General features: G+C 69.9%; 15 protein-coding genes and 1 tRNA gene. 9 read left to right on the forward strand and 7 right to left on the reverse strand.

From position 1 onward, the window contains the following. Window positions 1–35 precede the first annotated feature (35 nt). Both QM619_RS03640 and QM619_RS03645 read right to left on the reverse strand, forming a co-directional pair. Window positions 36–527, reverse strand: a complete 492-nt coding sequence (locus QM619_RS03640; protein ID WP_415104415.1) for a PH domain-containing protein — start codon at window positions 525–527, stop codon at window positions 36–38. Between the two features lie 133 nt (window positions 528–660). After that, window positions 661–1,281 carry a DUF1707 SHOCT-like domain-containing protein gene (locus QM619_RS03645; RefSeq protein ID WP_415104417.1) on the reverse strand — a complete coding sequence of 207 codons (621 nt, stop codon included), beginning with the start codon at window positions 1,279–1,281 and terminating at the stop codon, window positions 661–663. Window positions 1,282–1,436: 155 nt separating this feature from the next. Between QM619_RS03645 and QM619_RS03650 the strand changes: the two genes are divergently transcribed. Both QM619_RS03650 and QM619_RS03655 read left to right on the forward strand, forming a co-directional pair. After that, window positions 1,437–1,507 (forward strand) — tRNA-Gly (locus tag QM619_RS03650). 414 nt (window positions 1,508–1,921) lie between these two features. Then, window positions 1,922–2,614: a transglutaminase domain-containing protein gene (locus QM619_RS03655; protein WP_415104419.1), complete on the forward strand. Its 693-nt coding sequence runs from the start codon at window positions 1,922–1,924 to the stop codon at window positions 2,612–2,614. A gap of 512 nt (window positions 2,615–3,126) precedes the next feature. Here the strand turns inward: QM619_RS03655 and QM619_RS03660 are convergent. Beyond that, window positions 3,127–4,680: a helix-turn-helix domain-containing protein gene (locus QM619_RS03660; RefSeq protein ID WP_415104421.1), complete on the reverse strand. Its 1,554-nt coding sequence runs from the start codon at window positions 4,678–4,680 to the stop codon at window positions 3,127–3,129. Window positions 4,681–4,839: 159 nt separating this feature from the next. Between QM619_RS03660 and QM619_RS03665 the strand changes: the two genes are divergently transcribed. The 7 genes from QM619_RS03665 (at window position 4,840) to QM619_RS03695 (ending at window position 14,280) form a co-directional block, all read left to right on the forward strand. Next, entirely contained in the window at window positions 4,840–6,705 is a 1,866-nt protein-coding gene (locus QM619_RS03665) for an SIP domain-containing protein (RefSeq protein ID WP_415104423.1), read from the forward strand. 68 nt (window positions 6,706–6,773) lie between these two features. Beyond that, window positions 6,774–7,748, forward strand: a complete 975-nt coding sequence (locus QM619_RS03670; protein WP_415104425.1) for an ABC transporter substrate-binding protein — start codon at window positions 6,774–6,776, stop codon at window positions 7,746–7,748. Continuing rightward, window positions 7,748–8,797, forward strand: coding sequence for a FecCD family ABC transporter permease (locus QM619_RS03675; RefSeq protein WP_415104427.1), 1,050 nt, complete (start codon window positions 7,748–7,750; stop codon window positions 8,795–8,797). The genes QM619_RS03670 and QM619_RS03675 overlap by 1 nt, the downstream gene beginning before the upstream one ends. Continuing rightward, window positions 8,794–9,882: a FecCD family ABC transporter permease gene (locus QM619_RS03680; protein WP_415104429.1), complete on the forward strand. Its 1,089-nt coding sequence runs from the start codon at window positions 8,794–8,796 to the stop codon at window positions 9,880–9,882. The genes QM619_RS03675 and QM619_RS03680 overlap by 4 nt, the downstream gene beginning before the upstream one ends. After that, on the forward strand, window positions 9,879–10,688 hold the full coding sequence (locus tag QM619_RS03685; RefSeq protein ID WP_415104431.1) for an ABC transporter ATP-binding protein: 810 nt from the start codon (window positions 9,879–9,881) through the stop codon (window positions 10,686–10,688). The genes QM619_RS03680 and QM619_RS03685 overlap by 4 nt, the downstream gene beginning before the upstream one ends. Further along, on the forward strand, window positions 10,685–12,472 hold the full coding sequence (locus QM619_RS03690) for an ABC transporter ATP-binding protein (protein ID WP_415104433.1): 1,788 nt from the start codon (window positions 10,685–10,687) through the stop codon (window positions 12,470–12,472). The genes QM619_RS03685 and QM619_RS03690 overlap by 4 nt, the downstream gene beginning before the upstream one ends. Then, the gene (locus tag QM619_RS03695) at window positions 12,472–14,280 is read left to right on the forward strand and encodes an ABC transporter ATP-binding protein (RefSeq protein ID WP_415104435.1); all 1,809 of its coding nucleotides are present in this window, start codon (window positions 12,472–12,474) and stop codon (window positions 14,278–14,280) included. Before QM619_RS03690 ends, QM619_RS03695 begins: the two co-directional genes overlap by 1 nt. A gap of 506 nt (window positions 14,281–14,786) precedes the next feature. Here the strand turns inward: QM619_RS03695 and QM619_RS03700 are convergent. The 4 genes from QM619_RS03700 to QM619_RS03715 are packed head-to-tail and all read right to left on the reverse strand — an operon-like array spanning window position 14,787 to window position 18,347. Continuing rightward, window positions 14,787–15,965, reverse strand: a complete 1,179-nt coding sequence (locus QM619_RS03700) for an ABC transporter permease (RefSeq protein ID WP_415104437.1) — start codon at window positions 15,963–15,965, stop codon at window positions 14,787–14,789. Beyond that, window positions 15,962–16,627, reverse strand: coding sequence for an ABC transporter ATP-binding protein (locus tag QM619_RS03705; RefSeq protein WP_415104439.1), 666 nt, complete (start codon window positions 16,625–16,627; stop codon window positions 15,962–15,964). Before QM619_RS03705 ends, QM619_RS03700 begins: the two co-directional genes overlap by 4 nt. Next, window positions 16,624–17,682, reverse strand: a complete 1,059-nt coding sequence (locus tag QM619_RS03710) for a hypothetical protein (RefSeq protein ID WP_415104441.1) — start codon at window positions 17,680–17,682, stop codon at window positions 16,624–16,626. Before QM619_RS03710 ends, QM619_RS03705 begins: the two co-directional genes overlap by 4 nt. Further along, a complete protein-coding gene (locus QM619_RS03715) occupies window positions 17,679–18,347 on the reverse strand; it encodes a hypothetical protein (protein WP_415104443.1) in 669 nt (222 codons plus the stop codon). Before QM619_RS03715 ends, QM619_RS03710 begins: the two co-directional genes overlap by 4 nt. Between the last annotated feature and the right edge of the window lie 60 nt (window positions 18,348–18,407).

Consider the following 18,407-nt stretch of genomic DNA (forward strand, 5'->3'; position numbering starts at 1 on the left):
GTCGGGTGGGCCCGAGAATTGGCCCTGTGGACTGGTCACAGGCCGTCCTCGTCGCCGATGCCGATCGCGGTCAGCCGATCGCGGAGCTGTTCGGCGTCTGCCCGCGGCAGGCCCGGAATCTTGGCGCTCGACTGCAGGCTGGCGGTCACCAGTTCGACGCTGGCCAGGCCGCGCGCGCGGGTCAGCGGACCGCTCTCGACCTTGACCGCCTGCATGCGGCCGTAGGGAATCACGGTGAGTTCGCGGAACCACAGGCCGTGGGTCAGGTACAGGTCCTCGTCGTGTTCGGCGTAGCCCCAGGTGCGCACCCAGCGGGCGAGCCGGAACCACTGCCACACCGCCCAGATCAGGCCGGCCGCGACCGGGATGGCCGCCCACCGCCAGTCCGTCAGCAGCCAGAGCGCGGCGGCGGTCGCCCCTGCCACCACGACCACGCTCACCAACATCCGGACGCGCAGCACCGTCGTGTACTCCGGTGAGATCCGGCGCCACTCCTGGTCGGGCGGGGCTAACAGGGCGTCGTCCATGGCTTCACCATAGGTGGGACGGCGTCCGGACGTGCCGAGGCCCGGCGCGAGTGGGTCGCACCGGGCCTGCGAAGAATCGTGGCGCTCAGGCTCTGGACGTCGTCCGTGCCGAGGGCGTCGCGGCGGTTGTTTCTCAGTCGTCGGGGTCGTCGAGGGGCTTGGCGCGCGTCTCCACGCCGCCGAACCCGACGAAGCCGCGCACCACGACCTTCGGGGTGCCGGGCATCACCGGGGTGGCCTTGACGTCCGAGCCGCCGAAGATCGCCGTCACCCGGTTCTCGACATCGACACCTTCGGGGACGATCACCGAGACGCCGCCGAACAGGCAGAACACGTTGATCTCGCAGCTGTTGCCGGTGAAGATCGCCTGCCGCAGATCGAGCGAGGTTCCGCCGAACAGGGTGAGCACGCTGAGATTGCGGCGGGGCTGCCAGCGACCGCGCCGCTCGGTGCCGCCGAACAGGGTGACGATCAGTTCGGGTTCGGCGCCGGACTGGCTGGGAGCCCGCGACCACGCCGGTGCCGGCGCGGTGGGTTCGTCGAGTGCGACCAGGTCGCGGGTCAGGGGAACGAGGTCGTCGAAGGTCTCGGCCGCCTTGGCCGCCTGGATCCGTTCGGTGTGCTCCGCCGCGGTGATCCGTCCCTCGGCGTAGGCGGCTTCGAGAAGTGCGATCACCTGGTTGCGGTCGCTGTCGAACACTGGCCGGTTGCCGCCCGCCGCGGGTCCGACATCGCTGGGTTCGGGGTAGCTCATAATCTCGACGCTAGTCGCGCCCGACCGCGGTCGGCAGGCCTGCCCAGCCCGCCCAGGGTCCGGGTCGGGGTCTCCCTGACCGGACGCCGCGGCGTCCGATTGTGCGCGGGGCAAGGGGTTCGGGCTACACTGACCGGGCCGATCCGATGGATCGTGCGGGCGTAGTTCAATGGCAGAACATCAGCTTCCCAAGCTGAGAATGCGGGTTCGATTCCCGTCGCCCGCTCCGAGGTGAAATGCCTAGTCGGAGCTAACCCGACCAGTCCAGTTGGGCAACCTTACTCGCCTTGAAACCGCGAAGTTGTGCACTTTCGTGCATCAGCGGAGTGTGTTCAGCGGAACAACCGCCTACGGGTCGGCTGCTCAGTCCGTGGTGACCAGTTGCTAGCGTGCAGGGATGCGTCCACCGCTGAACGAACCTGACGGGACAGCAGTTCAGCCGGTTCCGTCCGAGCGATACGCAGCGCACTCGTCCTACTCGGATCCTGGTCGCCATGCCGCGTTGCTCGAGGAGATCGAGCCGAGCATCGCCGGCGCGTCCGCAGTCGCCCAGAACCTGATCGCTCACTACCGGTTCTCGAAGGTGCCTTTGCCGGAATCCAGCAACGACGACATCAATGCTCGCTGGCTCAGCGCGATCGTGGAGATCGACCAGGGGCGGCACGGTTCTTCGCTGCTGGTGCCGCGGCCCGAAGCGGAGCGGGTTCAAGGGTGTTGCCGAGACCAGACCCTGCTCGCGGTCGGCGTCCTGCGCCAGCACGGCATCCCGGCGCGAGGCCGGGTCGGGTTCGCCGACTATCTGCGCCCGGGCTTGCGGATTGATCACGTCGTGGCCGAAGCCTGGATGGACGGCCGGTGGATCCGTTTCGACCCTGGTCTTGCCGAGCCTCGTGGCCGGGTGGCGAATCCCCGCGACATCGTCATCGGCGAAGAATCTCCCTTCCTGACGGCTGCCGCTGCGTGGTCCGATTACCGGCAGCATGGACGATCCATCGACGACCTCGGTGTTCGCATCGGACCGGTGGACTTCACTGGTCCGCTGTTCGTGCTGTCCTACCTGATCAGAGATGTCGCCCACCGCTTCGGCGATGAACTTCTGCTGTGGGACAGCTGGGGCGCCATGCCTTTTCCCGGCGGACAGGTCGACCTCGACTTGGGGGACGTCCTCGCCGAGCTCGTGCAGCGGGCCGATCGCGGTGACGGGGACGCTGAAAGCGCATTGCAGGAGTTGTACGAACAGGACGCGCGGATCCGGGTGGGCGACGAGGTGGTTCAGTTCTCTCCGCGAGGTGAGCCTCCCGTCCGAGTGACGCTGGCCGCGCCGTCGCGCTGATCGAGTTCGACGAAACCCGTTGCCAACGGGGTCTCGACAGGCTTGACCAACGGAAATCAGCGCTCTCGTCAGGGTGGGACGTCCGATTCAGCCGTGTTCCCGGCCGGGCAGCGGGGCGCCGCCCAGAAAGGCTTCGTAGTCGGCCTTGGCGTCCGGGTCGACGGTGGGGATGATCGAGCTGTACCGGGTGTCCCGGCGGTCGCGATGCGGCCCCGAGAGCCAGTACTCGTCACCGGTCTCGGTATCGGTGAAGTTCGCGTCGAAGCGGGAGGGAATCCGGCGCAGGGTCTTGCCGTGTCATCGGGCCGTGTTCCAGGTGCGACTGAAGGAAACCACGCTGATCCAGGCCGGACCCTTGTCGGTGTCGTATCCCGTCTTCAACTGCACGAACATGATCCGGTCGGCCATGCGGCCATTGTCGCCGACCCCCTTACTCCAACCAACCGCTCGCCCAACTACTTCGGGCTCGCCGAGTTCGAGCGCCAAATAGTTATGGAGCGCGGGGGGCGGGGTCAGACCTGTGCGGTCTCGCGTTCCTGGTACTCCCGCGGTGAGAGTCCGTGGAAACGGAGGAAGGCTGCGGTGAACGTCGGCAGGTGGGCGTAGCCGACGCGGCGGGCGATCGCGCTGGGCTTGGCGCCGGCGGCGAGCAGGTTCCGGGCGATGCGCATGCGGGCGGCGTAGCGCCAGCGGGAGAAGGTCATGCCGGTCTCGGTGCGGAAGGCCCGGTGCAGGTCGGTCGGCAGGTCGTGTGCCGCCGACGCGTCGGGTTCGCCGATGTGGCGCAGGTAGTGCAGGGCCGCTTTCCGCGCGTGGGGCTCGGTCGGCATCGGCACCTCGAGCGCCCGCTGTGCGGCGACCTGCTCGGCGAACAGGTCCAGGATCTGGCGGGGGTCGTAGTCGTCGGGTTGCAGGATCGACCGGGCGCTGACCGAGCAGAACATCAGGTAGTCGTCCCAGGCGGGGGAGAACTGCACCTGCAGCGGCGCGGTCAACTGCAGGTCGCGGGGGCTGGCGTTGCCGAGCGGCAGCGAGACCGAGTCCTGCCGCAGAACCGTCACGTGCTCGATCTCGGCCGGTATCCAGGTCGCGTCTCCGCGCTGCCGTTCGTAGCGCTGATCGCCGGTGTCGAGGTAGCCGCTGCCGCGGTAGACCCAGCTCAGCACATGGTTGTCGTTGGCGTGCGGCGGCGTCCGGACCTGCGGCAGCAGATCGGGTGCCAGCGATGTGCCGTCCCCCCGCATCATCCGCACCAGATCGGTGCCGCGGCGCACCACGCCATCGCCGACCGCCCGGTCGCCGCCAGGACGGACGGCGAGCGCACTGGTGAACTCGTGCGGCGTCATTTCGTACTGCTGCCGGAAGGCGCGAGTGAAGCCGTTGCGGCTGGCGAAACCCACCCGGGCCGCGACGGCGTCCACGCCGTAGCCGGTCGCCAGCAACTCGACCGCCGCGCACAGTCGGCAGCGCAGCCGCCACTGCTCGAAGGTGAGCCCGGTGTCGGCGACGAAGTGGCGCAGCAGGGTGCGGGGGCTGGACAGCACCCGCACCGCCCACTGCTGGATGGTGAGATCGAGGGCGGGGTCGCGGAGCAGTTCCTCGGCCACGGCCCGGGCCACCTCCGCCTTCGGCGTCGGGGGTGGGTCGTGGCGCGCCGCGGCCGCGTGATGTCGGCCCGCGATCGCGGCCGGGGGTGAGCCGGGACGCCGCAGCAGGTCGGCGATCGCGTCCCAGGAGTAGCCGAGACCATGGAACGGCGTGACCTGCAGGTTGAACTGCTGGATCAGCCAGTCCTGCCAGCCCTCGGGAACCTCGAACCGGGTCGTCTCGGACGGACCCCCGCCGACCTCGGGCCACAGCGGGAAGGCGACGGTGCCCGGCTCGGTGACGATCTCACGTCGGCTGCCCGCGGGCATCCAGACGCCCTCGCCGGCACGGACGGTGAGCGTTGCCGCTTCGTCGACGCGTACCTGCGCGGTGCCGGTGCGCACCCAGAGCAGCAACGGAGACGCCGAGCGTCGCGGCGAACGCGCCTGCGCTGCCGGGATCGCCGGGGGTCCGTTCATGGTCAGAAGTCCCAAGTGGATTGAACTTGATCCTAACTATATGGCGATCTACGCACTCCACAGGTAGTTAGGTTTGCCTAACCTTAACAGCGGCCCTCTCGCCCACGGTGGCGTGTGGCCTCCTCATCCACCATGTGATCGGAAGGGCTGATCTTCAGCATGCCGAAAACCTCACGCCGGCTCACGGTGCACCCACTGACTCTGCGGGAGGTGCAGGTGTCCAGGGTCGTCGATCTGACGTCCGGGATGCGGCGAGTAACCCTGGTCGGCGACCAGCTGGGGGCTTTCACCTCCGACAACGGGTTCCCGCAGCCCGCCTTCGATTCGCCAGGTTTCGACGACGACATCCGGTTGGTGTTCTGCTACCCGGGCCAGACGGCCCCGGTATTGCCGGTGCAGAAGGAGAAGGGCCTCGACATCCCGCGGGACCCGGGCCCACTGTCCCGGGTCTACACGGTGCGGCGCTGGGACGCAGCCGCCGGCGAACTGGACGTCGACTTCGTCAAGCACGGCGTCGGCGTGGGCACCACCTGGGCCTACCGCGCCCAGCCGGGGGACCGGATCCACTTCATCGGCCCGAGCACGTCCAAAAGCTTCCCGTCGGCCGCCGACTGGCTGCTGGTCGCCGGGGACGACACGGCGCTGCCCGCGATCGCCCGGCTGCTCGACGAGCTCGCCGACGACGCGCGCGCTCTGGTGTTCATCGAGGTCGCCGAGCTGGAGCACCGGATGGAACTGCGCCGGCCGCCGGGTGTTCAGGTCACCTGGCTGGTCCGGCACGGCGCCGAGGCCGGCACCACCAGCCTGCTGTGCGACGCGATGCGGGAAGCGGGATCGCTGCCGGGGCAGGTCTTCGCCTGGGTCGCCGGCGAGCGCAGCACGGTGCGCGACCTGCGACGCTACCTGGTCGAGGAACGCCAGATCCCCAAGGAAGACATCGACTTCACCGGGTACTGGCGCCGCGGTGAGGTGGTGGCCTCGGACGAGGACGCCGCGATGCCCGATCCCGCCAAGTCCAAGACGCCCTTCGAGAAGCTGCACGACCTGACCGAGTTGATCGCGCCGATCGCGATCCGCACCGTCGTCGAACTGGACGTGGCAGAGCTGATCTCTCGCGGAGTGACCAGCGTCACCGAACTCGCCGCCAGGACCAAGACCGACGAACGAGCGTTGGGCAAGCTGTTGCGCTACCTGCAGTCCCTCGACCTGCTGACCCAGCCCGAGCCCGGCCACTACCGACTGGCAGCGATCGGCGAGGTGCTGACCAACGAGCCGACGGTGGACTACCTGCACCCCGACGGGGTGTTCGGACGCGAGATGCTCGGCATCTTCGGGCTCACCGAGTCGATCCGCACCGGCAGAGCCGCCTACGTCTCGGTGACCGGACGGACCTTCGCCGACGTCCGTGCCGAGCAGGACTACGAGGACCGCTACCTCGAGCGGGTGGCGGAATTCCAGTCCGCGCTGGCGGTGCCGATCGCCCAATCCGAGTTGCTGGCCGGCGTCCGTCATCTGGTCATCCACTCCGCCGGTGCGGGTGTGCAGGCCCGGGAGTTCCTGGCCGACCACCCCGACCTGACGATCACCATCTGCGCGCTGCCCGCCCAAGCCGACTGGCTGCGTCGCGACCTGCCCGACACCATCCCCGACGAGCGGCAGCGCGCTCGGGTCACGGTGTCGGAACAATCCGTCTTCGAACCGAGCCCGGCGGCCGACGCCGTCCTGATCGTCCGGTCGTTCAAGAGCCTGCCGGACGCCGACGCCGCCCACGCCCTGCGCCGGGCCGCGGAGAACCTGCTGCCCGGTGGGCGGGTGCTCTACGTGGAGGACACCTTCGCCCTCGACGACCTGGACGAACACGACGGCGAGGCCGATCTGCTCGGCCTCGCGGTGCACGGCTCCGGGCTCCGCACACCGGACGAACTGGCCGCCGTGTTCGGCAACGCCGGCCTGGTCCTCAGCACGACACACACCGTCGGCTGGGGCACCGAGATCCACGAGCTGATCCGCCCGTTGCCCAGCTAGCCCGGTCCGGTTACCGCCCGTCCCCACTCGTCACTCCCTTACCGAACCGAGAGAAAGAAGAGCCCGTCATGCCCCTCCCCACCGTCAGGCGACGTGCCACAGCCGTGGCCACCGGTCTGCTCGTCACGGCCCTCGGCCTCGCGGCGTGCAGCGCCCCCGCCGCGGCACCCTCGGCCAGCCCCAGCGCCAGTCCTACGACGGCGCAGACCCGCCAGGTCGAGACCAACGACGGCACCGTGACCGTCCCCGCCAACCCGCAACGCGTGGTCGCGTTGGTCAACGCCGCGCTGGCCTACCTGGACATGGGCGGCAAGCCGGTCGGCATCACCGCGGTCGACGAAGGAACCCTCGCCGACCTCCCCGCCGAGCAGCAGGCTGCCTACCGGGCCGCCACCAACGTCGCCACCAGCAGCGGCGAGATCGATCTGGAGAAGGTCGCCTCGCTCAAGCCGGACGTCATCGTCATTCAGACCGGCGACTCTCAGTACGGCAAGATCGGCGACGAGCTGAAGGCGATCGCGCCGGTGGTGTTCCTGAACCAGGAGAGCGACTGGAAGTTCCGCGTCGAAGCCTTCGCCGGTGCCGGCAACCTGCTCGACACGTTGAACCAGCAGAAGGCGACGTACCAGCAGCTCGCCACCAGCATCAAGCAGAACTACGCCGACGTCCTCAAGACCGCGAAGATCGTCGAGACCTACCGGTTCGCCGGGGCGGAAGCGGGACAATTCGCGATCAACCAGTCGCTGTGCGCCGAGGCGGTCAAGGAGGAGGGCCTCGTCGACTTCGAGGCCAGCGCCCCGATGTCCTTCGAGCAGATCGGCAAGCTCGCCAAGTACGACCTGATCCTGTACAACGCCCGCAGCGACGGCCAGCCGGGCGCCGGCATCCAGCCGCTGCTCGACACCAACGCCTGGAAGCTGCTTCCGGCGGTGAAGGCGGGCCACGCGAAGCCGGTGTACTGCCCGTGGGGTCGCTCCTACGGCTTCATGGCGAAGTACCTGGAGGGGCTCGACCAGGCACTGGCGACACTGCCGAAGGAATAGTGATCACCACCACCACGATCACCGGCAACCCGGGTTCGGGCGCGGCCACCGCGCCCGAACCCAGCCGGAGAATGCTCGGCCTGTTGGCGGCGATGGCGGCGCTGGCCGTCCTGCTGGTGCTGAGTGTCACCGTCGGCGGGACGACCATGTCCCCGGCGGCGGTGTGGGATGCCCTGGTGAACGCCTCGGACGGCTTCGACCAGTTCGCCATCCGCGACTTCCGGCTGCCCCGCACGATCGTCGGCCTGGTCGTCGGTGCCGCACTGGGTGTCTCGGGTGCGTTGCTCCAGGCGCTGACCCGCAATCCGCTGGCCGACACCGGAATCCTCGGCGTCGGTGCCGGTTCCTCGTTCGCGGTCACGGTCGCGGTGGGTGTCCTCGGGGTTCGCGACATCAGCGGCTACATGTGGTTCGCCTACGCCGGGGCGCTGGTCGTGACCGTCATGGTGCTCGCGCTCGGATCGACCCGCCGTGGCCAGTCGCCGGTGCTGATGGTGCTGGCCGGGGTCTGCGTCAGCGCCGTGCTGACCGGCGCGAGCTCGGCGCTGACCCTTACCAACCCGGAGGCCTTCGATCAGATGCGCGGCTGGAGTGCCGGCAGCATCATGGGCCGGCCGTTGGCGCTGATCTGGCCGGTGCTTCCGCTGCTGGTGGTGGCCCTGGTGCTGGGGTTGAGCGTGACCGCATCCCTCAACGCGATGGCGCTCGGCGATGACGTCGCGGCGGCGCAGGGTGTCCGCCTGGGGCTGTCCCGGGTGCTGACCGTCGCCGCCATCACCTTGCTGGCCGGAGGCGCCACCGCCATCGCCGGTCCGATCGGCTTCGTCGGCCTGATGGTCCCGCACGTCGCCCGCTGGTTCGTCGGCCCGCATCAGGGCTGGATCTTCGCCTACAGCATCGTGCTGGCACCCAGCCTGCTGCTGGCCTCCGACATCCTCGGCCGAGTCGTGATCGCGCCCGGCGAGATCCCGGTCGGCATCGTCACCGCCTTCGTCGGTGCCCCGGTGCTGATCGGCCTGGTGCGGCGCAAGAAGGCGAGCGGACTATGACCCTGGAGACAGCAACGCCGGAACGCACCGCGCGGCACGGGCAGCCGATCGACTTCGGACGTCGGGTGCTGGTGCTGCGCCGGCAGCGGTTCGGGCTCCGGGTGGATCTGCGCAGCGTGCTGGTCTGCGGTGTGCTCGCCGTCCTGATGATCGCCCTGGTGCTGGCGGCGTTGGCCACCGGTTCCTACCAGCTCGGTTTCGACCAGGTCGCTGCCGCGCTGACCGGCGGCGAGTCCAAGCTGGTGCGCCAGATCGTGGTCGAGTGGCGGCTGCCTCGAGTGACCGCGGCGCTGCTGTTCGGCGCCGCGCTCGGGCTGAGCGGTGCGATCTTCCAGTCGCTGATGCGCAACCCGCTCGCCGACCCCGGAATCATCGGGTTCTCGCAGGGCTCCCACACCGGTGCCCTGATCGTGATCCTGGTCATGGACGGCAACTACCCGCAACTGGTCGGCGGGGCGCTGCTGGGCGGGATGGGCACGGCCGTGATCGTCTATCTGCTCGCCTATCGGCAGGGCGTCCAGGGCTTCCGCTTGATCATCGTCGGCATCGGGTTGTCGGCGATGCTGGCCTCGGTGAACACCTGGCTGATGCTGAAGGCCAACCGGGAGGACGCGCTGGCCGCGGCCGCCTGGGGCGCCGGGTCGCTGAACGGGACGTCCTGGGTGCAGGTCGTCGTCGGCGGTGTGTGCATCGCGGTGCTGGCGACGGTGGCGGCCGGGTTCAGCCGGCCGATGCGCCAGCTGGAGCTGGGCGACGACGCCGCCGCATCGCAGGGCGTCCGGGTCGGGCCGGCCAGGTTCGTCCTGATCATCGTCGGCGTTGCGTTGACCGCTACCGTGACCGCGGCGTCCGGGCCGATCGCGTTCGTCTCACTGGTCGCGCCGCAGATCGCGCGCCGCCTCACCCGCACCGCCGGGATCACCCTGGTCCCCTCCGCGTGCGTTGGCGCGGTGCTGTGCGCGGCGGCGGACTACTTCGCCCAGCACCTGGTATCGACCCCGCTCCCGGTCGGGATCATCACCCTGATCATCGGCGGCTGCTACCTGGGCTACCTGTTGTTCCTCGAAGCCAGGAGGCGGCTATGACCACCCTCACCGCGCGACTTCGGGTGGAGTCCGCCAGCATCGGCTACGACAAGCGGATGGTCTCCGACGACCTGTCGGTGACCATCCCGGACGAGTCCTTCACGGTGATCGTCGGCCCGAACGCGTGTGGCAAGTCGACGCTGCTGCGCGGGTTGTCGCGGCTGCTCAAGCCGTCGGCCGGACGGGTGATCCTGGACGGCAATGACATCGCGTCGTACCGGACCAAGGAGGTGGCCCGGCGGGTCGGACTGCTGCCGCAGACCGCGATCGCTCCGGACGGCATCACGGTGGCCGATCTGGTGGCCCGTGGCCGCTACCCCTACCAGGGGCTGGTCCGGCAGTGGACGACGGAGGACGAGCAGGCCGTGGTCCAGGCGATGGATGCCACTAACACCACCAGCCTGTCCGGACGCCTGGTGGACGAGCTGTCCGGCGGGCAGCGGCAGCGGGTCTGGGTCGCGATGGCCCTGGCCCAGCACACCGACATCCTGCTGCTGGACGAGCCGACCACCTTCCTCGACATCACCCACCAGATCGAGCTGCTGGAGCTGTTCACCGACCTCAACCACGTCGGCCACACCCTGGTCGCGGTGCTCCACGACCTGAACCACGCCGCCCGCTACGGCACCCACCTGGTCGCCATGAAGGACGGCGACATCGTCGCCGAGGGCAGCCCGTCCGAGATCGTCACCGCGGAACTGGTCGAAGAGGTCTTCGGGTTGCGCTGCCTGGTGGTGCCCGATCCGGTGGCGGGAACGCCGTCGGTGGTGCCGCTGGGCCGGGAACGAAACCGAGGACGATCGTGAGCCGGGTCGACCCGGCCGGCTTCAACCGAGGCCCGCTGACCCGGTGGCTGCCGGTGCTGGGCCAGGCTGCGCCGGAACCTCCCGACGTCCGTCCCTTCGAGACACGGGCATCCGACACCCCCGGCCGGTTCGTCGTCCGGGTGGTCTTCTCGATCCCGCGGATCACTGTGTCGGCCATGCTGCTGGCGATCACCTGGCAGGTCGGCGAGTCTGCGGTCCCGGTCGTGATGGGGCTGGCGATCGACCGTGCCCTGGCCGCCGGCGACGCGGGCCAGCTGCTGCTGTGGATCGGCGTCCTGGTGGTGGTGTACATCGCCTTGACGATGGCGGCTAGGTTCACCGGCCGGCTCAACGTGACCGCGCTGCAGTTGTTGCAGCACCGGCTCCGGGCCACCGTGTCCAGCCGGGTGCTACACCCCCGGCACACCACGGTCCGGCCCCCGGACGGCGGGGTGGTGTCGACGATGACCAACGACGTGGCTCGGCTGAGCTACGCCGTCCTGCTGCTGACCATGTCGATCTCGCGGATCGTGTCGATTGTGTTCATCGCGGTCTCACTGCTGGTGGTGCACTGGTTGCTCGGCGTGCTGGTGCTGGTCGGCGCGCCGGTGGTGGTGTGGTTGGTGGGGATGCTCTCCAGGCGGCTGTCTCGGAGCACCCGCGAATACCAGGATCTGCTCGCCGCGACGGTGGGACGAGCCAGTGACCTGGTCGCCGGCTATCGGGTGATCAAGGGCATCCGCGCCGAGGCCGAAGCCACCCGTCGGTACCAGGAGGCGAGCCAGGAGACCCTGGTCGGCGCGAAACGGAACGCCGCCGTGCTGGGCCGCTTCCTGGGCGCCTCGGGGGTGGTCAACGGTGTCTTCGTCGTCGCCGTTACCGGGCTGGCGGGCTGGTTCGTGGTCGATGGGCAACTGAGCATCGGCGGGTTGATCGCCACCGTTGGGCTGACCCAGGCGCTGCTGCCGCAGATCCAGGGCATCGTCGGCGCTTCGATACCCAACATCGCCAGTTCCCAGGCCTCGGCGGCGCGCATCCTGGAGGCTCTCGGCAACGCCTGTCCGGTGGGTTCCGGAGTCGCCGCACCGGCCTGGTCGACCGGTGCGGGGACGGACGCGTCCACGCCGCGGTCACCGGACGCCGGCATGCTGGAGGTCCGCGTGTCTGGGGTGCCGCATCGGGTGGCGCCCGGCGAGCTGGTGGGGCTCCGGGCCGACGACCGCACCGCGGCCCTGGTCGCTGCGGCGCTGCTGGACCCGCACGCCGAGCGACCCGCCGGGGTCGAGATCCGGCTCGACGGGCACCCCGTCGAGCGGCTGGCGCCGGCCGAGTACCACGCCCGGGTCACCGTCTCGCCGCACCGGACGACGTTGTTCAGCGGCACCATCCGCTCGAACCTGACCAGCCTGACCAGCCCGTCCGATGCGGCCGACCGGCTGGACGCGGCGGTGCGGGCGGCGGCCTGTGACGACTTCGTCACCGACTTGGACGCCCCGGTCGGCGAGGACGGCAACCGGCTCTCCGGCGGTCAGCGGCAGCGCGTCGCCCTGGCCCGGGCGATCGCCACCGACACCCCGATCCTGGTGCTGCACGACCCCACCACGGCGGTGGACTCGGTCACCGAACAGGTCATCGCCGAACGGTTGCGCGAGGTCCGCTCGGGCCGGTCGATCCTGCTGATCGGGTCCTCGCCGGCCCTGCTCAGCTGCTGCGACCGGGTGATCGACCTGAGCCCCGCGACCGCCGAGGCCGCCGGCGACGCGTCGGAGCGGACGGTGGCGTGATGAGCGCGGCGTCAGGCACGAACACGGCCGAACCCGGGCTGCCGATCGCGTCCGGACGGGAGACGGGGTGCGAACTGTGGCGACTCAGTCGCGGTCACCGGGCCAGGCTCGCCGCGATCGGGGTGCTGGGGGTCGGCGGCACCAGCTTCGGCCTGATCTTTCCGTTGGTCACCGGGTACTTCGTCGACCGGGTGCAAACGGGCACCGCCGACCTCGGCGTGGTCCTGACCGTCACGGCGGTGATGGTGGCTGCGGCCGTCGTCGGGGCGGTCGGCAGCGCGGTCACCATCGTGCTGGCTACCCGGACCTACCACACCATCCTCGCCGCGCTGCGGGAACGGCTGGTGGGTCGGGCCATGACGCTCCCGCAGCATCGGGTGGAGCGTTCCGGGACCGGGGACTTGATCTCGCGGAGCAGCGATGACGTGACCACCGTGGCCGAAGCAGCTCCCGCGGTGATCGGCGCGGTCACCACCACCGTCTTCACCATCCTCGCCTCGCTCGCCGGCCTGGTGGCGCTGGACTGGCCCTATGCGGCGGTCTTCGCGGTGACCCTGCCCATCTACGTCGTCGGGATGCGCTGGTACCTGCGCACCGGACCCCAGGTGTATCGAGCGGAACGGGCGGCGATGAGCGCCCGCGCCCAGCAGATCGTCGAATCCCAGCGCGGCTATGCCACCGTGATCGGCTTCGGGCTCGCCGAACAACGCCACCACAGCGTGCTGCGGGCGTCATGGGGGGTGGCGATCCAGGCGGCGCGGGCTCGGACCGTGCAGAGCATGTTCAACGCGCGGCTCAACTGCGCCGAATGCCTGTCGCTGGCGACCGTGCTGGTCACCGGCTTCCTGCTGATCCAGGCCGGTTCCTCGACGATCGGTGCCGCGACCGCGGCAATGCTGCTGGTTCTGCGGCTGCTCGAGCCGATCAACCAGCTGCTGTTGGTCGTCGACGTGGTTCAGTCGGCGGCCGCGTCCCTCAACCGGATCGTCGGTGTGACCGCGATCCCGGACGCCGAGACGTCCGGGCCTGGGACGTCCGAGCCGGGGGCCCGTGAACACGGGACGACCGAGGACGGGTCCGTCCGGCTGCGCGAGGTTTCGTTCCGCTACGACGGGGGACCGCGGGTGCTGGACGACATCGACCTCGACATCCCGGCCGGCCGGCAGCTGGCCGTGGTCGGTGCGTCCGGCGCGGGCAAGACCACCCTGGCGGCCGTGATCGCCGGCATCCACCCACCCGAGACCGGCACCGTCAGCCGTCCCGAGCGGACCGCGGTGATCACCCAGGAGGTGCACGTCTTCGCCGGAACCCTGCGGGAGAACCTCACGCTGTCCGCGCCCGAGGCGAGCGACCAAGAGATCCGTCAGGCACTCGAAGCGACGGGGGCAGCCGCGATCCTCGAACTGCTGCCCGACGGGCTGGAGACCCGTGTCGGCTCCGGCGGGCACCAGTTCACCGACGCCCAGGCCCAGCAGATCGCCCTGGCCCGGCTGCTGTTGTTCGATCCCGAGCTGGCGATTTTCGACGAAGCCACCGCCGAGGCGGGCTCGACGCAGTCCAGCCTGCTGGATCGGGCAGCCGAGGCGGCGCTACGTGGACGGACCGGGCTGGTGATCGCCCACCGGCTCTCCCAGGCGGCGGCCTGTGACCGGATCGTCGTGATGGAGCATGGCCGGATCAGCGAGACTGGAACGCACGGCGAACTGGTTGCCGCCGGCGGCGTCTATGCCAGCTTGTGGGCAGCATGGGAGGCCGGACGGGACGTCACGGGAGGCCAGCTGAATTCGGACTCGCTTCGAGCTGGGTGACCGGGGCCTGTCGAAGGCCGCGGCGGGCGTCCAGCTGAGCCGGACGCCGTGCTACAAGTGGCCGCAGCGGTGGGGCTCGCCATGATCTCAGAACCGTTGCCACGGCAACCAACAGTCCCTACCTCGATGCACCGCGCGCATGGGCACGGAGGTGGGGACGTCAGCCTTCGCTTTCAGCCACGTCTTCGCTGTCAGCCGCGCTGGTGCCGTCTGGGCTCCACCGTGGAGTCCGGCACGACCGGAAAGGTGACGGCAATGTCCTTCGAGATCACACGGCGGCGACAGTTCGCCCGGCTACCTGCACCGCACCGGGCTGGACGAGGACGACGCCGAGGCCTGAACGGAGCTCATGACCGACCGGCCCGCGCTGGGGCGTCGAGATGGCCGGGCGCGATCCCGAAAATCCACTAGTCGATTGCTCTCCTCCGGCGTGTCGCCCGGCTTTTCTGCATCGACTGGGGGATTTTCGGGTTTCTTCCGTGGCACTGTCTACCGGGATCCCGCCGTCAGCTGCGCATCGCTTCGAGCGGGGACGTCGTGGCGGCGTGCTGCGCCGGAATCAGGCCGCCGACAAGGGCGGCAAGGGTTCCTGCGATCACTAGCACCATCGGCAGGCGGCGGTCGAGGATCGGCGTCCATTCCTGGCTGAGCGACCAGCCGATCGCGATGCCGATGCCGAGGACGCAGCCGGCGGTGGCGGCGAGTGCTCCGGTGATGCCTGATTCGAGCAGGATAAGCGCGCGGATGCGTCCGGGCTTCCATCCCATCGCCGAGCGGAGGCCGAGTTCGCGCGCACGTTGAGCCACCGACATGCTCATGGTGTTCGCGACGGCGACGATCCCGACTAGCCCGATGAACCCGCCGAGGGTGAGGCCGATGAGATGCAGATCACCGGCGACGCCGCCGAGCAGGATTTCGCCGTCCGGCGGGGTGACGTCCACCAAGCCGAGCGACCGGGTGGGGTCGAGAACCGCCAGCGCATAGTCGCCGACAGCACTGGCCGCGCCTGGCCGAATGGCTGCGACAAGGCGGGTTGTCCGGGCCGCGGGGACGATGCGGGCGGCACTGGCGCGGCTCAGCACGACGCTGGTGTCGAGATAGTCGAAACCGGGATTGGCCGTGACTATTCCGGCCACGCCATAGCGCCGGGAGTCGATCTCCACCGTCTGCGGACGCCTCAGGTCGCGGACGCCGAGTCGTGCGGCCAGACCGGAGCCGAGCCAGACCAGCGGCCGGTCCACGCTGAGCAGCTGGGCGTCGGCCCCGAGTGTCGTCCGGCCGCCGACGGCGAGGCCACCGGCGTCTGCGGCGAGCAGCGACGCGGTGGACGGTGCGGTCCAGGCGTTCGCGGCGACGGTGACCTGATCGCTCCAGATGGAGAGCTCTCCCGCCGTGGCGACCGGTTCCAGCGCGGCGATCGAGGCGATGGCGGCGGGCTGGAAGCCGTCGGGCGCGGTCTGTGCGGTGATCACCACCGCCGCGGAGCGTTGCAGGTCGAAGCGCCGGTCGATCTGCACCTGCTGGGTGTCGGCGATCATGATCGCGGCCGTGCAACTGGTGATCGCGAGCATGATTCCCGAAGCCATCCCCAGGGTGCGCAGCGGCTTCGCGGTCAGAGACAGCATCGCGTCGGTGACCAGGGCGACGACCGAGTTCCAGGCTGCCTGCCGGACGCCGCTGGTCATTGCAGGGCACCGTCGACGATGGTGACGGTCGTCACGGCGCGCGAGGCCACGTCAGGGTCGTGGGTGACCAGCAGCACGGTGGTGTCCAGGCTGAACAGCAGGTCGAGGACGGCCCTGCCGCTGGCCCGATCGAGAGCACCAGTGGGTTCATCGGCGATCACCAGGTCGGGCCGTTTGACGATCGCCCGCGCCAACGCGACCCGCTGGCGTTCGCCGCCGGAGAGCAGCGCGGCCGGTCGGCTCGCCAGACCGTCCAGCCCGACCGAGGCGAGGGCGGCGCGAGCGTCGACGGCGGACTGCCGCGGAGCGATGCGTGGGTCGACGACGCCGAGGCGCACATTGTCCAGTGCGGAACGTTCGTCGATCAGGTGGGCGTTCTGGAAGACGAAGCCGATGTGGTTGCGCCGGAACCGGGCCAGCCGGACGGCGTCTGTGCCGTCGACCCGCGACCCGGCGAACCGGTAGCTGCCCTCGGTCGGCCGCTGAAGAGCGCCGATGATGGACGCCAGAGTGGTCTTGCCGGCCCCGGACGGGCCGACCAGTGCCACCGACGAATGCCGCCGGATGCTGAGCGTGATCGGGTGCAGGATCCGGGTGCGGAGCGGCGTCGTCACCTCCAGGCCCACCCCGTCCAGGTCGATCAGAGTCTCCACGGCGCTCACGCACCCCTGATCTGGACGTCCATCCCGGCCTTCAGGCCCGCACCGCTGACCTCGACCCATCCGCCGGCGGTGACGCCGGTGACCACCCGGACCTCCCGCACCGCTCCGTCCTCCACGAGGCGGACGGCGGTATCGGAGTCGGCGGTGGCGTAGAGCGCGCCGGCCGGGACGGTGAGCACCGCGCCCTCGCTGGCCTGGGAGACCACGCTTGCGGTGACCGACGCGTCCGGGCCCACGGTGCGGGGGAGCCGGACCACCGCCACCGTCGAATGCGTCTCGTCGTCGAGCGCGATGCGAGTCACGGTGCCGGTCACGGCTCTCGAATCGGAGGACGCCGCGATCGTGTCACCGGTGCTCACCGCGATGCCGGCCGGGACGCGGCATTCCCAGCGTCCCGACCCGGACCGGGCCGCGACCAGGACGGTGTCGCGGCGCACGATCTCACCCACTTCCCCATGCACCGCGCTGACCCGGCTGCCCGAGGGAACCGGCCACGCCGCATCGGCGTCGAAACCGTCCGGACGACCCAGCCCGGCCTTGCGGTAGACCGACCGGATCGCCGCGAGCGTGTCGGAGCCGAACCGGTCGTCGGCCACCCGGAGCCGTCCGGACGCCACCAGGCCGGACTCCAGTTCCTTCACGTCCGCGCCGGTGTCGCCCAGGTGAAGATTCCGGAAGAACGGAATCGTTGTCACGAACGCGAACAGCGGCTTGTCCGACACCGACAGCACCGGTGTTCCCGACCGCAAGACGTCGCCCGGCGCGACCCGGATCGCGGTGACGACCCTCGCCCGCAACGTCCCGGACGATCGCGGCGCTCTCGCCCGGACCTCGCGGGCGACGAACGCGCAGTCGACCTCGGTGGTGTCGGTGATCTGCTGCGCGACGATCTGCGCCGTCGCGATCGGCAGCGTGGGCACCTGTCGCGCGGCGGCGGCCTGCTGCGGTGACTGGGTGATCGCGAGCGTGCCGCCGATGCCGGCCAGACATGCGAGCATCAGCCCGGCCGCGAGGCCGACGGGTGAGCGGACGACCCGCTGCCAACGGCGGTTCACGGGACGTACCCGGCCGCCGCCAGGTCGCCGGCCATGGCGGTGAGCAGTTCACGGTTTCGCTCGATCTGCGCCGGACGCCTGGCCAGAAGCTCGGCGCGCAGCGCTTCGGCATAGTCGCCGACGCAGTCGGCGTAGACCGCGGAGTACTTTCCCACGATCCGGTCGGCCGCCTCCTCGCTGGTGTTCGCGGCCCGGACCGCGCGGTTGTCGAGCTGGACGAAGAACCGTTGAAGCGCGTCGCCGGCACCGTCCAGAACCCAGCCGGTCTGCCGTGACAGACACCGCCCGGCCTGCCTCACCCGCGGCTGGACCGGGTTCGACTGGTACACCGAGCGGACGGTGTCCTCCCATCCGGTCTCAAGTTCGAACACCTGCTGCCACCGCGGCAACGATGTGGTGCGGCACGGCAGATCGTCCCCGACCTTGTCGCCGTTCGGCGGCGTACCCGCCTCGGCCAGTCCCTTCTGCCGAATCAGTTCGACGTCCGGAAAGAGCACCTGATCGATCCGCTCGCCCGTGTAGTCGAGATCGTCGAACGCCGTGCCGCCGCAGTCGACTGCCTGGATCGAGTTCACCGACCGTTGCACCCGCAGATACCTGCGCATCGACGGGCCGGGGACGGGGAATGTCCAGTCGACAACGTCGGACAGGATCTGCGGGTCCACTCGGCGAGCCTGGTCAGCGACCGCCGATCCCGGTGCCGACGGTGCGACGGCGCTCGAGGG

It is taken from the genome of Micropruina sp. (assembly GCF_047606665.1).
Classification (GTDB): Bacteria; Actinomycetota; Actinomycetes; order Propionibacteriales; family Propionibacteriaceae; genus Micropruina.

Excerpts from the sequence above, each read along its gene's own strand:
- QM619_RS03640 (WP_415104415.1), bottom strand. The coding sequence starts at position 527 with ATGGACGACGCCCTGTTAGCCCCGCCCGACCAGGAGTGGCGCCGGATC.
- QM619_RS03645 (WP_415104417.1), bottom strand. The coding sequence starts at position 1,281 with ATGAGCTACCCCGAACCCAGCGATGTCGGACCCGCGGCGGGCGGCAAC.
- QM619_RS03660 (WP_415104421.1), bottom strand. The coding sequence starts at position 4,680 with ATGAACGGACCCCCGGCGATCCCGGCAGCGCAGGCGCGTTCGCCGCGA.
- QM619_RS03665 (WP_415104423.1), top strand. The coding sequence starts at position 4,840 with ATGCCGAAAACCTCACGCCGGCTCACGGTGCACCCACTGACTCTGCGG.
- QM619_RS03670 (WP_415104425.1), top strand. The coding sequence starts at position 6,774 with ATGCCCCTCCCCACCGTCAGGCGACGTGCCACAGCCGTGGCCACCGGT.
- QM619_RS03680 (WP_415104429.1), top strand. The coding sequence starts at position 8,794 with ATGACCCTGGAGACAGCAACGCCGGAACGCACCGCGCGGCACGGGCAG.
- QM619_RS03685 (WP_415104431.1), top strand. The coding sequence starts at position 9,879 with ATGACCACCCTCACCGCGCGACTTCGGGTGGAGTCCGCCAGCATCGGC.
- QM619_RS03695 (WP_415104435.1), top strand. The coding sequence starts at position 12,472 with ATGAGCGCGGCGTCAGGCACGAACACGGCCGAACCCGGGCTGCCGATC.
- QM619_RS03700 (WP_415104437.1), bottom strand. The coding sequence starts at position 15,965 with ATGACCAGCGGCGTCCGGCAGGCAGCCTGGAACTCGGTCGTCGCCCTG.